The 16,017-nt window shown below is 40.6% G+C and carries 14 protein-coding genes; 6 read left to right on the forward strand and 8 right to left on the reverse strand.

Annotated elements, in window-relative coordinates; all coding sequences use genetic code 11:
* Window positions 1–29 precede the first annotated feature (29 nt).
* Complete coding sequence (locus AC2IOM_RS07850; RefSeq protein WP_138630414.1) at window positions 30–1,052, forward strand: FAD:protein FMN transferase; 1,023 nt, start codon at window positions 30–32, stop codon at window positions 1,050–1,052.
* Window positions 1,053–1,224: 172 nt separating this feature from the next.
* Window positions 1,225–1,437 (forward strand): (Na+)-NQR maturation NqrM, encoded by a 213-nt coding sequence (nqrM, locus tag AC2IOM_RS07855; RefSeq protein ID WP_010561776.1) that lies wholly within the window; start codon window positions 1,225–1,227, stop codon window positions 1,435–1,437.
* 37 nt (window positions 1,438–1,474) lie between these two features.
* Here the strand turns inward: nqrM and AC2IOM_RS07860 are convergent, their stop codons facing one another.
* The 4 genes from AC2IOM_RS07860 to AC2IOM_RS07875 form a co-directional block, all read right to left on the reverse strand.
* The gene (locus AC2IOM_RS07860; RefSeq protein ID WP_010561775.1) at window positions 1,475–3,445 is read right to left on the reverse strand and encodes a M56 family metallopeptidase; all 1,971 of its coding nucleotides are present in this window, start codon (window positions 3,443–3,445) and stop codon (window positions 1,475–1,477) included.
* A 9-nt stretch (window positions 3,446–3,454) separates the two neighbouring features.
* Window positions 3,455–3,841, reverse strand: coding sequence for a BlaI/MecI/CopY family transcriptional regulator (locus AC2IOM_RS07865; protein ID WP_054981173.1), 387 nt, complete (start codon window positions 3,839–3,841; stop codon window positions 3,455–3,457).
* Window positions 3,842–3,895: 54 nt separating this feature from the next.
* Complete coding sequence (locus AC2IOM_RS07870) at window positions 3,896–4,648, reverse strand: LytR/AlgR family response regulator transcription factor (protein ID WP_486358041.1); 753 nt, start codon at window positions 4,646–4,648, stop codon at window positions 3,896–3,898.
* Window positions 4,649–4,791: 143 nt separating this feature from the next.
* Entirely contained in the window at window positions 4,792–5,157 is a 366-nt protein-coding gene (locus AC2IOM_RS07875) for a DUF3192 domain-containing protein (protein WP_010561772.1), read from the reverse strand.
* A 406-nt stretch (window positions 5,158–5,563) separates the two neighbouring features.
* On the opposite strand from AC2IOM_RS07875, the gene dinB reads away from it, so the two are divergent.
* The gene (dinB, locus tag AC2IOM_RS07880) at window positions 5,564–6,619 is read left to right on the forward strand and encodes a DNA polymerase IV (RefSeq protein WP_275419472.1); all 1,056 of its coding nucleotides are present in this window, start codon (window positions 5,564–5,566) and stop codon (window positions 6,617–6,619) included.
* Between the two features lie 90 nt (window positions 6,620–6,709).
* A complete protein-coding gene (locus tag AC2IOM_RS07885) occupies window positions 6,710–8,236 on the forward strand; it encodes a M17 family metallopeptidase (protein WP_486358042.1) in 1,527 nt (508 codons plus the stop codon).
* Between the two features lie 129 nt (window positions 8,237–8,365).
* On the opposite strand, the gene AC2IOM_RS07890 is transcribed toward AC2IOM_RS07885, so the two are convergent.
* Window positions 8,366–10,003 carry a methyl-accepting chemotaxis protein gene (locus AC2IOM_RS07890; protein ID WP_486358043.1) on the reverse strand — a complete coding sequence of 546 codons (1,638 nt, stop codon included), beginning with the start codon at window positions 10,001–10,003 and terminating at the stop codon, window positions 8,366–8,368.
* Window positions 10,004–10,147: 144 nt separating this feature from the next.
* Window positions 10,148–12,361 carry a S9 family peptidase gene (locus AC2IOM_RS07895; protein WP_486358044.1) on the reverse strand — a complete coding sequence of 738 codons (2,214 nt, stop codon included), beginning with the start codon at window positions 12,359–12,361 and terminating at the stop codon, window positions 10,148–10,150.
* 107 nt (window positions 12,362–12,468) lie between these two features.
* Here AC2IOM_RS07895 and AC2IOM_RS07900 point away from each other — a divergent pair, with 107 nt between their 5' ends.
* Together AC2IOM_RS07900 and AC2IOM_RS07905 are read left to right on the forward strand one after the other, a co-directional pair.
* Entirely contained in the window at window positions 12,469–12,867 is a 399-nt protein-coding gene (locus tag AC2IOM_RS07900; protein ID WP_010561767.1) for an HIT domain-containing protein, read from the forward strand.
* Between the two features lie 157 nt (window positions 12,868–13,024).
* Window positions 13,025–13,864 (forward strand): HDOD domain-containing protein, encoded by an 840-nt coding sequence (locus tag AC2IOM_RS07905; RefSeq protein ID WP_486358045.1) that lies wholly within the window; start codon window positions 13,025–13,027, stop codon window positions 13,862–13,864.
* Between the two features lie 37 nt (window positions 13,865–13,901).
* On the opposite strand, the gene AC2IOM_RS07910 is transcribed toward AC2IOM_RS07905, so the two are convergent.
* Both AC2IOM_RS07910 and AC2IOM_RS07915 read right to left on the reverse strand, forming a co-directional pair.
* Window positions 13,902–14,654 (reverse strand): divergent polysaccharide deacetylase family protein, encoded by a 753-nt coding sequence (locus tag AC2IOM_RS07910; protein ID WP_336435424.1) that lies wholly within the window; start codon window positions 14,652–14,654, stop codon window positions 13,902–13,904.
* Between the two features lie 150 nt (window positions 14,655–14,804).
* Entirely contained in the window at window positions 14,805–15,986 is a 1,182-nt protein-coding gene (locus AC2IOM_RS07915; RefSeq protein ID WP_486358046.1) for a S41 family peptidase, read from the reverse strand.
* Window positions 15,987–16,017 lie beyond the last annotated feature (31 nt).

Raw genomic sequence — 16,017 nt, forward strand, 5'->3', positions numbered from 1 at the left:
AGCCTTTTTTATTACAAGATAATAAGTTTATGAAACGAATATACTATTTTGCTTTTTTTCTGATTCTACTGACCTTGGTTGGCTGTGATCAGGCGGCTAAAGAAACCAAGATGCAAGAGGTGTTGTTGCAAGGCAAGACTATGGGCACCACTTTCACAATTAAGGTATTTGTGCCAGAACAAAGAGTGCAGGAGCTGAGCTTATTCAGTGATGTAACAAGCCTGTTGAAAGACGTAAACCAATCCATGTCTACGTATATTCCTGATTCTGAAATCAATCAGTTTAACCGTTTAGCTGCGCATCAAAACTTTCCTATTTCTGAAGATTTCCGCCGCGTTACCGCTGAGTCAATTCGTTTAGGATTAAGCACAAAGACGCTTGATGTGACTATGGGGCCTTTAATCGATTTATGGGGGTTTGGGCCTGATAACCGCCCTGAAACCATTCCAAGTGATGAGGTGATTGCTGAAATAAAGCAGCATATTGGTGTTGATAAGCTTAAGTTATCAGAACAAGGATTGATGAAGACAGTCGAAGGGTTGGAGATCAGTTATTCGGCAACAGCGAAAGGCTTTGGTATTGATAAAGTAGCCGAATATTTAGATTCATTGTCGCTAACCAACTATATGGTTGAAATTGGCGGCGAAATCCGTACTTCAGGCCACAAACCAAATAACGTGCCTTGGGTGCTGGCGATTGAACAACCAGATAGTGAACCTGGTACACGCGAGTTTCATAAGTTAATTCGTGTAAATGACATCGCGATGGCGACTTCAGGTGACTATCGTATATTCTACGATGTTGACGGCGTACATTACTCTCATCTTATACATCCTGAAACGGGCAAGCCGGTGCGTCAGGACTTAGTGTCGGTAACAGTGCTTCATGCGTCAGCAATGACAGCGGACGGTTTAGCGACCGCGTTAACAGTAATGGGTACAGAGCAAGCGAAACAATATGCAGAGCAACATAACTTGGCCGTTTACCTCATTAGTAAAACGCCAAAAGGTTTAGAAACATACGCCAGCAACGCGTTTAAGCCGTACCTTTAAGTTATTTATTTGCTTTACGGGGCAGCTAAGAGTTTTACGTTGCTCAATTTGCATATTTGAGAGCGAGACGGTTTTGAATTTTGGCTTGCTTTGGGTCAAGTATTAGCCAATTCAATATTACATTTTTTGTCTTGAGCGCGTATAATTGCGACACTTTTTTAAGGGGCCAACTATGTCTATATTTTTTCTTACTTTTGGATTACTCGTTATTATTGCACTAGCAATGGCTGTGGGCGTAATTGTACAAAAGAAATCAATGGCGAGTAGCTGTGGTGGCTTAGGTGCGATGGGCATAGATAAAGTATGTGACTGCGACGACCCATGTGAAGCACGTAAACAGCGTTTGGCAAAAGAACGTCGCTGGAATAAAGATCGCATCATTTAATCATTATAAAAAAGGCCATCAATTGATGGCCTTTTGCTTATCTATATCTGTTAGCAATTCTGCTGCCTGTAACAGGTCGTAGGTATTGGCCTGGGTCACTAAAACCGAAGATTTTACTCATCTTAGTTGAAACCTTTTTATTGCCCTTCATTGCAGGCTCAAAACGCCACTCTTTAAGTGCGCGTGCAATGGAGCGCTTGAAACGGCTATTTACATTATCCTTGTACTCTATATCTCTAACATGACCTTGCTCATCAATAGTAAATGTTACGGCAACATCCACATGATTTTGTCGTGATGATGGCATTCTTGGGTGTTCAGGAATAACTGAATGAATGAGCTTAGCACTAGTAAATTTTGGCTCTAATTCCACTTTTGTTTTTTCGGGCTGTTTTTTTAGTACTGGCGCAGTAGTTAACTTTTCCGCGTGTTCGGTTTTTGCTACCGATGGTGTTTTAACAGGTTGGTTTGATTTAGCCGCTAATTGATTGCTTTTGCGCTTGCTAATTTGCTGAGTTTTTACTTTCGTTGATTTAGCAGCCTTATCTGCTTGAACTTTTGCAACCACCGCTGACTTCGCTTTTTGCTCCGCCTGTTTACTTGCTATTTTTTGCTGTTTAGCAGTCTCTTTTCCCTTTTTTTCAGTAACGCTTGTTTTGCTTGAGTTACGCGTTTTTGCGCGCGATATTGGCTTTGTAATTAGTTTAGGCTTTGGCTTTAAGTCGCTCACAGTTTTTACAATCTGAGCATGAGCTTTCTCAGTTGATTTAGCTGTAGCAGTAGTGTTAATCGGCGATTTTTCTTGAGCGTTTTCTTTTACTTTAGCAACTGCTGTTTCAAGCGGGTTACTGGTTTGTTGTTCTTTGTTGGTTTTCTGATTTTTATTGTTTTGCTGAGCAATAGGTTGCTGAGGCTTTTTATTTTCTGCAACCTTTGCGTCCAGCACCATAACGTGTTGCTGGTTAGCAGGTAGAACTGGCGCCGGCTCGGTCTGTGTCATTGCAATAACTTTAGAGGCGGTAAATATGCTTGGAATAACGAATGCCGCAGCGAGTGCGGCGAGCCATTGGTTCCCATAGCGTGGCGCACAGCTGTGCTGACCTACGGCGCGATGGATACGTGATGACAAGTCACCACCTGTTGCTGCCATTGCAAGCTCAGGAATGTTGTGCCTAAGCACTTCTGCTTCGGCTAATGCTCTGGCATATACTAACTGGTTGCCACAGTGGTGGATTGCTAAATCATCACAGCAATATTCACGTTCTTGTCGAATTTGTTTAGAAATCCACTTAACTGCTGGGTGGAAGAATAATACTAACTCAACAAATGTTTGTATTAGGTTGACTAAATAATCATAACGTTTGATATGTGCAAGCTCGTGTGCCATTAGCATTTCTAGTTGAGCGATTGATAACCCGCTTGCCAAATTTGCAGGCAGCAACACCACGGGCTTTATCCAGCCAATTGCCATAGGCACGTGTGCTGTTAATGATATAACCAAGCGGGCGCGTTTAGTTACAAAAAGACGCTCTTTAAGTTGGTTGAAAATTAACTCTAGCTTGTCTGATGGCTGCACAATATTGGTTGTTGTAAGCTTATGTACTTGCAGCATTTGTAAAGTAAGGCGCATGCTTAACACAATAATGCCAGTCATCCATAGCACGGCAACTAGCGGCGTATAATCAGCTAACTGAATCTGATGCGCAGTGTTAGATATACCTGAAGGCGCCATTGATGACGCAATAACGTCATTTATTGCAAGTGTGCTTACATTAATTACTTCGTCAGGTTGCGACAGAATATAAAACGTAATGGTTGGCGCAATAACACAAAGCAGTAAACAGAATAATGAGAAAATATAACGGAATTGGCTGTGCTTATTGCTGGTAAGTTTATTTACACAAAAAAGTAGGCCTGCAATAACTAAGCCTTGCCATAAAAAATGTAATAGAGTGAGAGAAATAAAATAGAGAGTATTACTTTCTAATAATGAGGGCAGTATATCCATAACGTGTGCTTACTTATTATTTTTTTCGAGAGAATCTAACAGAGTACGAATTTCATTAATTTCTTTAGTACTGGCTTTTTCGTCGCCAAGTGCGCGCATCACCAGATCAAAACGTGACCCACCAAAAGCTTTGTTAACAATGTCTGACAGTAAAGATGATTGGGTGTGTTCCACAGAATATGCCGCGCTGTAGACATGCGCACGAGTCGACTCATCACGTGTAACAAGGCCTTTTTCGTGCATGATTTGTAACATTTTAAGCACAGTGGTGTAGCCTATTTTTTGGCTTTCACTGATATGTTCATGCAAAGTGCGAACAGTGGCAGGCTGAATACGCCACAGCACATTAAGAATGTTGAGTTCTGCACTTGTTGGTACGCGTTTATTCTTATTCATAATTACGTCGCTTTTCGTAGATTGTTATTTACTCTACGAGATAGAGTTTATTTGTCAACCAATTAATCCTTGCATGTTTTGCTTGTAACGTCGGGATAAATTCAGATTAGCGCCGTCTTTTAAGGTAACAATATAGTCTCCGTTATCGGTAGGGCGGATTTCGCGTATTGCTTGCTTTTTGATGATCGCAGAGCGATGAATGCGAATAAAGCCAAATGGCGATAGCTGCTGTTCCATTGAAGATAATGTTTGGCGATGTAAAATCGTTCGCTCATCTTGGTTGAGGTGCAATTCAACGTAGTTTCCAGCGCCGCCAACCCAAGAAATTTCATCAGGTGTTAAAAATTTTATTCTACCGGCGTCTTTTAAAACGATTTGCTGGTCATCTAATTGGTTAGACGAAAATCGTTGTACCAGTGAGCTCATCAACTCAAATTGCTGTTTCTCAGGCGCGAGCATTCTGGCTAGCTTATCTAATGTTTTGCCTAAACGAGAATTGACCATAGGCTCTAAAATAAAATCAAATAAATCACATTCAAATGCCTTAGCTGCATCAACGCGATTACTTGATAATAATATGATTTCAGTTGAGTCTGCTAATGATTGAAGTGTAGGCCAATCATGTTCTTGAATAAGCTCATTTTGTACAAAAAGTACTTTGGCACTGGTTTTTTTACAGGCTGCTATTAATTTGGCAAAACAAGATTCAACATTTGTTAGCTCAAAAAGTGAATTGTCGATTTGTTGTGACAGAATTTCTGAGAATGTTGGGTCGTTGTGACCGACGACTAGATTGTATCTATCCATTTTATCCACCTAATTACGATACCTTTCGTAATTAATATTACGAAACTTGTCGTAATAGTCAACGAATAAATGTAAGTGGATGTAAATAGTTTGATTTAAAGGGGTTTTAAAGAGAAGGGCGAAACATTTCGCCCTTACACATATTAATTTTTTAACTGCTCAAGAGCGTGTTCGCCCCAGCCTGTTAGTTGATTATTTTTAAACACAAGCGGCGTACATTCATCTTTTGTTGTTTTACCGTCAGAATGAATAGAGTTTGTTGCGTAGTAAAGAACACGATACTCAGTATCGTTTTGTTTTACTAGCTCAGAAAAGTTTGGCGTACCAAGTTTATTGATTACGTGTTGATACTCTTTTCCAATTTCCATATTGGCAATCGCTTTGCGGTTTTTTTCATGGGTTCTTTCCCAGCTAGATGAGTAGTCTGATTTGCCTTCGCCGCCTACCGCAACAACACAGCCTGTTAAAAGTGGCAATGTGAGGGCTGATGCTAAAACTAAGTATTTCATAGAAGATCCTTGAATGATATTTCAAATATTATAATTTTCTAGTTATTAGCAGAAATAGTGCCAAAAAATTAAATTGTTATTTATCAGTTTGTTATTATTTTTATAATTTCTGGTTTTGGTGATATTTACGAAATTTTAGTGACTTTGACTAGTTGCCATCGCCGTATATTCGCTTTTTTCAAGGTGTGGTTTAATCGTCGCTTTCTGTGGATATTTATTGTACCTAAATGAATATTTACAAAACTTCAATACTCTACTTATGCTGTTATCTGCATTCATTTTCTTATCAATAAAATGAATGCAGATAAAGGCATCTTAAAACTTAACACGCCGTAAAATAAAAACTTGCTGAATCAAATAAGTTTGATACATAATAAACTGTATATATAAACAGTATTTTGTGATTTTGAAAAAATTTATACATATTGATATGGATTGTTTTTATGCAGCAGTCGAAATGCGAGACAATCCAGAGTTGAGAGGTAAGCCAATCGCAATTGGCGGTAAACACCGTCGTGGTGTGTTGGCAACCGCCAACTATATTGCGCGTCAATATGGTGTGCGCTCAGCAATGTCTAACTATAAAGCGCTGCAACTGTGTCCAGAATTACTGATTGTTCCCGGCAGAATGGCAGTATACAAAGAAGTGTCTAATCAAATTAGAGAGATTTTCGCCAAATACACAGATCTAATCGAACCGCTTTCTTTAGATGAAGCCTATTTAGATGTAACCGATTGCACACAGCACTCAGGCAGTGCAACACTTATCGCTAATGCGATTCGTGATGAGATTTTTGAAACAACAGGTTTAACGGCGTCGGCGGGAATCGCACCCATTAAATTTGTGGCGAAAATTGCCAGTGATGAAAACAAACCAAATGGCTATTGTTTGATCCCTCCTCATCGGGTGCAAGGGTTTCTTAAAGCGCTTAACCTTAAAAAAATTCCTGGTGTAGGCAAAGTTACCTTAGAGAAATTGAATGCATCAGGTTTGTTTGTTGGTGAAGATGTATTAAACCTCGGTTTAAATCAAATGCAGGTAAAGTTTGGCACTTGGGGCGCAGAGTTATTTAAAAAGTGTAATGGAGAGGTGATTGGCAAGATAAATACATCACGTATTAGAAAGTCACTTTCAGTTGAGCATACCTACGAATATGATAAAACATCGCTAGAACAATGCTTAGCAGAGCTGCCAAAATTAAAAGATGAGCTTGATACTAGGCTGCAAAGTAAAGGGTTGTTAAACAAAGTGTCTAAGCTTTCGGTAAAAGTTAAGTTTAACGATTTTGTTTCAACAACCGCGGATTACAGCTGCACGCATTTAGATGATGATATTTTTACGCGTTTAATCGAAAAAGCCTACTTACGAGGCGGAAATAAAGGCGTGAGATTACTCGGTTTAGGTGTTGGCTTGTCTGAAAATAGCTACGAACAAGAGCAGCTTGCAATGTTTGAATCTTGATTTTTATAAATTTGCCCTCATATTTAAGCCATCTTTTCTAAACTTACGCGACAACATTGCGCGTATTTATTCGTTCAGTAAGGTTCAAAAATGACTTCACCAAAGGCCCTGCAAGCGGCATCAATTTCAGATTTACCTCAATATGTTGATAGTTTAATTATTATCTCGCCAGACTTGGCATTACTCCCAAATGATTTTCGCGATAGTGTAATGGCTACTGCGCAATTCGATAAGCGCATAGGCCAAAAAGCATTATTGTTGGTGAATGACAATGCACCTGGAAAACGTTTAGTGATTGCACCAACAGGCCCTTTAGAGCGTGACTATGACGATGTGCGTCGTTTTTTCGATGCGGCAAAACAAGGTGTACTAGAAGCAAAACAAGCGGGTGCAACAAACCCTGCAATTTTAGTATTAGGTCAATTAGATGAGCGTTATCAGCAAGCAACAACTGTAGCGTATTTAGGTGCTTGCCAAGCATTATGGCAACCGCTAGAAGCACGTGAATTCCACGGCGCAGCAATTGAACCAATTCAATCTATTACTGTTATTGGCGAATTTGATAGCCACTATGCAAATGCTATTGCACAAGGTCAGTACGCTGCGCGCGACCTTTGCGGTACTGAACCCGAGCGTATGGCACCTCCTAAATTTGCAGAATACTGTGAAAGCTTATTTACCAACAGCGCAGTATCGGTAGAGGTGATTTCAGATACTCAATTTATTGATAAAAATTACCCAATGCTTAGCACTGTAGCCCGTGCATCATACGCGGTAGAGCGTCATCACCCGCGTGTTGTTAAGCTTGAATATGTGCCTGAAGGTGATATTGAACGTACGCTATTATTTGTTGGTAAAGGCCTTGTTTACGACACAGGTGGTGCAGACTTAAAAGTAGGTGGTGCAATGGCGGGCATGAGCCGTGATAAAGGTGGCGCTGCATCAGTTGCTGGCTTTATGAAGAGTATTGCTGAGCATCAACCTGAAGGGGTTAAAGTAGTTGCCTACTTAGCAGTTGTTCGTAATTCAATCGGCTCTGACTGTTTTGTACCAGATGAAATTATCACTAGCCGTGAAGGCGTACGCGTACGTATTGGTAATACTGATGCGGAAGGGCGTTTGGCAATGGGCGACCTATTAAGTGAAATTAAAGATGTCGCTAAGGGTGAAGTTAACCCTGTTGTATTTACCGTTGCAACATTAACAGGACACGCTGCACGAGCAATGGGACCTTATACTGCGCTTGTTGAAAATGGTGCATCAAGAGCGCTTAACTTATCGCACAATATCGCAACGCAAGGTGATTTATGGGCTGATGGCTCTGAAGTATCGCGCGAACGCCGCGAAGACTATAGCTTTATCGCACCTAAAACGTTAGCAGACGATGTATTGTCGAGTAACAATGCGCCATCAGCAATTACCGCCCGTGGTCACCAGTTCCCAATGGCATTTTTGGCTGTGGCATCAGGCCTTGATAAACACGGCGCAAACTCTGAGCTGCCAATTCCGTACATTCATGTGGATATTGCTGGTAGTGGCGTTGAGGGCGGCGACTGGCAACACGGCAAACCAACAGCAGCATCACTTGCAAGTATTTACGCTACATTTTGTAAATAATCTTAGGTGCAAGTAGCTACAACTTGTCAGAGCTGAGGTTAACCTATCTCAAATCGTGGTTAGACGTTAGCAATTGCATATAGCCATAAAAAGGCCGAACACTTGTTCGGCCTTTTTCGTTGTCTAGTATTAATCTAATTTAAAGCGATTCACTACGGCATTCATTTGTTCACTGCTGGCTATCAGCTCATTGCTTGCGCTATTTAATTGATGGGTGTTATTTAGTGACTCATCTGCCATGCCCGCTAATTCGTTGATGCGCATATTTGCTTCGCTAGCTGCTTGGCTTTGCTCATCTGTTGCACGGGCAATTTGGCTATTCATTTCAGAAATCACATTCATTAACTCATCTATTTGATTGAGCACTTCATCGGCTTGACTGGCCTGAGTAACCGTATCGCGAGAGGTTGACTGCGACGCACTTACCGCAGACACCGCTTCTTGTGCGCCTTGCTGTAACTTTTGGATCATTTGTTGAATTTCTTCTGTGCTCTGCCCTGTGCGACTAGCAAGAGTTCTTACTTCATCTGCAACTACTGCAAAACCACGCCCTTGCTCACCTGCACGTGCGGCTTCAATTGCTGCATTTAATGCAAGTAAGTTGGTTTGTTCTGCAATGCCTCTAATTACATCCAGTACAGCGCCAATGTTGTCACTTTCTGCAGCAAGTGACGCAACGACGTCACTTACATGGTCAATGTTATTCGATAGTGATTCTATTTGACTGATAGTTTTAGTGACGACCTCTTTACCTGCTTGCGTGTTTTCTCTAGCTTGATTTGCTGCTTGCTCTGCGGCATTTGCGTTATCACTTACTTCTCTTATTTGTGCGGTCATTTGCTCCATTGCTGTTGCCACTTGCGTAGTATTATCAGACTGCATTTGAATATATTCTTGGCTGTTATCACTGGTTTTTGACACTGTATTTGCTTGCAACAGAACTTGCTCTGAGGCACTTGCGACTTGTTTTAATGAATCGCGTATTTTGTCTGAGTATTGATTGAAGTAGCCAGAGAGTCGCGCAATTTCATCATTGCCATCAGTCGTGAGTTTTCGCGTTAAGTCGCCTTCACCCTGCGCAACATCTTTCATTAATTTAGTTGCTTCGATAGTAGGAGTAATAATACTTTTACCAATCAAATATGCCGCTGCGCCGACAACTAAAATAATTAAAAGCGCTTCGATTAATAACGCAGTTGCCTGCTGCATAAATATTTTATTGAGATTGTCTAGGTAAATGCCAGAACCGATAATCCAGCCCCATGGTTTAAAACCTTTTACATACGAGATTTTATCAACCGGTTCATCAGCTCCCGGCATAGGCCACTGATATGGCACAAAGCCTTCCCCTTGTTGTCTGACGATATTGGCCATATCGACAAATAATCGCACGCCATTAGGATCTTTCACGTTACTGAGTGATTTGCCATTAAGTTCAGGTTTGATCGGGTGCATGATCATGTTTGGCGTTGTGTCATTGATCCAATAGTAGTTATTGCCTTCATATCGTAATTTACTAATGGTTGCTTTGGCTGCGTCTTTTGCTTGTTGTTCGCTTAGCTCACCGCTAATTTGCTTTGTGTGGTAGGCGGCAATTACGCTGTGCGCGGCTTCAACAATGCTTTTTGTTTTTTGGTAGGACTCGTTTTTAAGTAAATCGTATTGAGAATTTAATGTAGCGGCACTGAGCAAGGCAAGGCCGAGTATGATTAAGCCGACTAATATGGCCAATCTTTGTTGGATGCTTATGCGGCGGAGTGTTGTCATAATGCCACCTTCCGGGTACGTTGAATGTTTTAATATTAGACTATAAATTTCGAAATATAATTTGACCTAAGACATTATTTTTATAAAAGAAATAGAAAAAGCGGGCAAGCCCGCTTTTCGTTTATAAGACTAATTGTGTAGCTGTTACTGTTTGAAGTGACGGTTAAAAAAGTCGGTGATCGTTTGGTGTAGGTGAGTTTGTACTTTCTTACCTCGCAAGCTGTGCTTTGAGCCAGGGTAAGTCATCATTTCAAACTGCTGTGCGTTGTCTTGCAGCTGTTTAAATAACTTAGTTGCGTGAGTAAACAGTACGTTGTCGTCTGCCATGCCGTGATAGATCATCAGTGGGCCTGAGAGTCCTTCAGCATACGGGAAAACTGCACTTTGTTCATAACCTTTAGCATTGGTTTGTGGGTGACCTAAATAACGCTCTGTGTAGTGAGTATCGTAAAGCGCCCAATCGGTTACCGGTGCACCTGATACGCCAGCTTTAAAGTAGTCGCCGGCTTTAAACATTGTCATTAACGCCATGTAACCGCCGTAACTGTGGCCATAAATACCAATACGTTCAGGGTCAACAAAATCTAAAGTACGTAAGAACTCGACACCTTTGATCTGATCTTGTACTTCAATTTCACCTAGGTGTTTGTAGATTGGATCTTCAAACTTTTTACCTCGGTTGTATGAACCACGGTTATCCAATTGGAACACAATGTAACCTTGCTGCACCATGTATTGGAAGTAGAGGTTTTTGCTGCGCCAACTATTAGTAACACGCTGCGCATGTGGACCACCATAAACGTTAACCATTACAGGGTATTTTTTACCAGCCTCAAGCGCTTTCGGTTTAAACAAACGGTAATGCATTTGTTGTCCGTCATCAGCTTTTAATGTACCGTATTCTGGTTCAACTAGGTCGTTTAAATACGGTGTAAGAGGGTGGTTGTTATCAAGGCGATTCGGTTCTAACCAAGTAATAAAATTACCTAGGTTGTCACGCAGCGATACTTGTGCTGGTTGGTTTACACTTGAGCTACGGTCAATAAAGGTTTTGTTATCTTTCGCCATAACTACCGAGTGGAATTTACCTGTGTCGGTTAAACGGCGAGGTTTTGATTTTTCAAATAGCTTTGCCGAGTAAAGATGGCTCTCAAGTGGTGTGTCAGCACGGCCTGAAAAGTAAATAAGGCCATTTTTTTCGTCAATGCTCTTAATGCTTTCAACAATCCAATCACCTTGTGTGATTTGACGCACTAAGGTGCCATCTACTTTATAAAGATATAGGTGTTTAAAACCATCGCGCTCAGATGCCCAAACAAAATGCTTTTTATCGTTTAAAAAACGTAAATCAAAATGCAAGTTAATCCAAGTATCGCTGGTTTCAGTGAGTGCAACTTTTTGTTTTTTGCTTTCACTGTTATAAAAACGTAACTCTAAACGTTGTTGAGAGCGGTTTTGCCATTGGTATGAAAGTGTCTTGTCGTCGTTTAACCATTTAGCGCGTGCAAGATAGATGTCTTTATCTTTGCCCATATCAACCCAGTCAATCTGCTGCGAGTTAAGGCTAACTACACCCAATTGAATATCAACATTATTGGTGCCGGTGAATGGGTAGCGCTGATTAAATAGTTTTACTTCGTCAGCGTAAATTTCGTTGCGAATAGCTTCAGCAACAGGTGACTCATCAATACGGGTGAACGCGATTTTTGCTTCATCGCCGCTCCACCAATAACCTGTCATTCGGCTCATTTCTTCTTGTGCAACAAACTCGGCCATACCGTTTTTAATGGTATCTGCGCCGTCGGTTGTTAGCTGAACTTCTTTACCCGTTGTTAGGTTTTGTACATATAAATTCTGTGCACGAATATAAGATACAAAATTGCCTTTTGGTGAAATTTTTGCGTCGGTTTCAAACTCGGGTGTATCGGTAAGTTTGCGCGATTGCTGTTTAGCTAAATCGTAATAATAAATATCACCATTTAGTGGGAATAAAAGCGCTTTGCCGTCTTTAGACCAAATGTACTCCATAATGCCTTTACCGAATACGCGCATACGTTCACGACGCGCTTTTTCTTCATCTGATAAAGTTTCTGGACCTGAAAAAATACTGTTTGAATCAACTAATAGTCGATTGGTTTTATCTTTTAGGTTGTATTCCCATAAGTCGTAACGGTTGTAGTCTTCTTTTTTGCCTTGCAGATAAGTTACACGGCTACCATCAGGTGAAAATTTTAATTTTACCGGTGCTTTTCCTGCCAAACTTGGATCAGAAAAAATGCGCTCAAGAGACAGTGGCTGAGCCAGTGCACTCGTGCTGATTACGCTTGCACTTGCCAAAGCAATCAATCTTTTATTCATTATTTACTCATAGTTGCTGTTATGTGTGATAACCAGATGGTATGAAGATATAGAATTAATGGCAACAAATTGCTATAAACGACGTAAACAAATTATAAGGTAATGTGATGTTTGAATTAGCAAAAGAGCTAAAACGCGATTGTATAGAGATTGCCGATTGGTCACTTTGTAAAGTGCTGTTGATGAATGATAGCCAATATCCTTGGTTTATTTTGGTACCTAAAGTAGAGGGTGCGCGGGATATTATTGATTTAACAGAGCAGCAGCAGAATCAATTACAACTTGAGTCACGTCAATTACAGCACTTAATTCGTGAGGTATTCTCGCCTTATAAATTAAATGTGGCAGCGCTTGGTAATGTAGTGGAACAATTACATATTCATCACATTGCGCGTTATCAAAACGATATTGCATGGCCACAACCTGTATGGGGAGCTTTCCCAGTGAAACCATATAGTAACGAACAATTACTACAATTAATTGAGCAATTTAACTTAACTGAATAAATTGTTTAGCGCAGCAAAATTTATAGACTAAGCTTAGTTTAAAGCGCTTTGAAATATAACATAAAACTACTTAAATATGCTGGTAAAGACCTGTTGGTTAATCGGTGCAACGAGTTCGCTCGAGCAAACAGAAAACTATAAAAAGGACGATCTTTATATGTCGACAGAAAACGCATTACTTACCATTTTGGTTGAAAAAATTAACAATGATACTCTGGTATTACCAACCCTTCCGGAAGTTGCAGTAAAGGTAAGAGAAGCTGCTGACAACCCTGAGATTAATTTAATGGATATGGGGGATGTTATTGCACATGATCCTGCACTTTCTGCGCGTATGATTAAGGTGGCTAATAGTGCATTTTTAGGACGTGCCGTTAAAGTATCGACACTTAATCAAGCGGTAACACGAATTGGTTTAAGGCAAATTAAAAACATTGCTACAGCAATGGCAATGGAACAACTGTTTGTTTCAAAAAACAAAGTGGTAAAAGAGTATTTATCTAAAAGTTGGCAAAAAACAGTTGATGTTGCGTCGTCGGCAATTACGCTGTTAAGCCTGCATTTAAAGGATAACAAGCACAGCTCGCTTAACATCGATACCATTACCTTGGCATCGCTAGTTTATAATATTGGTATTTTACCAATTTTAACCGAAGCAGAGCGCCACCAAGATGTATTTGCTAACCCACAGTTTTTAGCGCAAGCGATTCAAAAACTCGGTGGCCGTATCGGTGGTCATATTATGCGTGCGTGGGATTTTACTGACGAGTTTGTGGAAGTAGCAGAACTTTGGGCAAACCCTGAATATAAGCCTGAAAACCCATGTTATGTTGATTTTATTCGCATGGCGGCGATTAGTGAAGGCCTGCTGAATGTTGCAGACAAAGAAAAGTCATTGCAAGCCTACGTAGATAAAGGTGTGCTCTGTGATGTAGGTGTTTTAGAGAGTGAGGAATACTCAGAACTACTTAATGATGTAAAATCAATGTTTGCTTAACAACTAACAACATCACATAGCATTTTATGTGATGTTGCTATTCCGCCGTAGTTTGATTTGCAAGTTGCATCGGCTTATCACCGATTAATTCTGACACAGGCACCAGTTCAATACCTTGTTCTTTTAATGCAGTAATCGCATTGGGTAGGAATTTAATGGTTTCAGGGTAGGGGTGAGCAATTGCGATACCGCTTCCTGACTTTTTAGCAATATGAATTAATTGCTTTAAGCGAAACATCATCTGTTTTTCATTCGGAATATTATCTAAAAATACCTGACGCGATGCATTAGCAACGCCAAACAGCTTAGCCATATTCTGCGCTTGACTGTCTTTAGTGGTTTTACTATCAATAAAAAACAGTGAGCGTTCACGCAGGATCTCCATGGTCCACGCCATAGGCACTACCTTTTGCGTTAAAAATGAGCCCATATGATTATTAATGCCGATCACATCGGGGTAATCATTTAACGCCTCTACCAATTGGGTTTGCAGTGCCTGTTTGTCCATATCCGACGTAAGCGCGCCAGGTCCTAGTGCTTTACCACTAATTGCTTCCATTGGCACATGCAGAATTACATCGCGCGATAATTGCGATGCTCTGGTTGAAAAAGGCTTAGCGTAAGGGGTATAAGGCAAAATTGCGTATGACAATTCACCTGAGATATCTAATGCCGTTAAGTCGTTAGCGTGGTTACCAATATCATCAATTAAAATCGCCACACGAGCGGCAAAACAATTGCTGCTGAAAAGGGTTACTGCTAGTAGAAACAAACAAGTAATTGAACGCACAGGTATTCTTATTATTCTTTTTAATTATTATACCAATTTACCTAAGTGGCTAAATATCTTAGTGGATACCTTCGAAACTCAGCCGCTTAACAAACGGGTATCTATTCAAGGCTCATCCTGAGCCTTTCTCGAAACGCTACTAATAATGACCTATTTTTCTAGTAATTGCCACGCTTTTTCAAGTTGTAGATCATGGACTTTGGCATTAATGAATGTCTCTGTTTGTGGCTGTGTAAAATCGCCATTATGGGCAAAGTTATGCTGTAAAACAGGGTAGTCAGGTAGTATGCCAGAACCTTCGATTGAGCGACCGCTAGGGGTGTAATATTTAGCTGTCGTAAGCTTTAAAGCAGTTTGTCCATCGCCTAGTGGAATAAGTGATTGCACAGAGCCTTTGCCATATGAACGTGTGCCAACTAATTGTGCACGTTGATTATCTTGCAGCGCACCGGCAAGAATTTCTGCAGCAGATGCAGACCCTTCGTTAATTAACACAATAATCGGCGCGCCGCCTAGTACGTCACCCTCTTGTGCATAATATTCTTGATTTGCTTCAGCAAAGCGCCCTTTAGTGCTCACTATGACGCCGCTTTCTAAAAATAAATCAGAGACTTCAATTGCACTATCAAGAATGCCACCAGGGTTGTCACGTAAATCGATAATTAGTCCGTTAATTTCACCGGCGACAATTTGCGAAAGATGGGCAAGCTCTTTGGCAACATCATACAAAGTATGATTGTTGAAATTGATAATGCGTAAGTAGGCGATACCTTGGCTGTTAATGTTACCTTTTACACTTTTGAGGTCGATTTTTTTACGCTCCACCTCGAAAAGTAACGGTTGTTCATGGCCATTTCGTGCAATGGTGAGTTTAACGTGTGGTTTTTGCTGCTGATTAATTAATTGAGAGACTTGCTTGATTGGTTGGTTGATCACTGAAATGTCGTTTATTTTCAGTAGAATATCACCTTTTGTTAACCCCGCTGTTTGAGCTGGTGAGTTTTCAATCGCAGCCACAATTACAATATGCTTCTCACGCTGCTCTACCTCTATACCTAATCCGGTGTAGCGGCCATTTGCAACATTAAACAAGGCTTCAAGTTCAGTTTGGTCAAGAAACTCAGAATGGGGATCGAGTTGTTTGAAAATGGATTCGATAGCATGTTGGTTAAGTTTGTTTGCGTCGATATCATCAACGTAAAAATGCTCGATATTGGCGAGCACTTCAGCCATCGAAATATGAGATGTAGTCTTCGCGTCAGCTGATACAGCCGACACCCAGAATAAACATGCTAAAGCACAGATTTTTAAACTATTAAGAAAAAAAGTCATTGGCTCACTCCTCAAATGAGGTGTAGCCAAT

This window comes from Pseudoalteromonas sp. NS-SX12 (assembly GCF_057367955.1).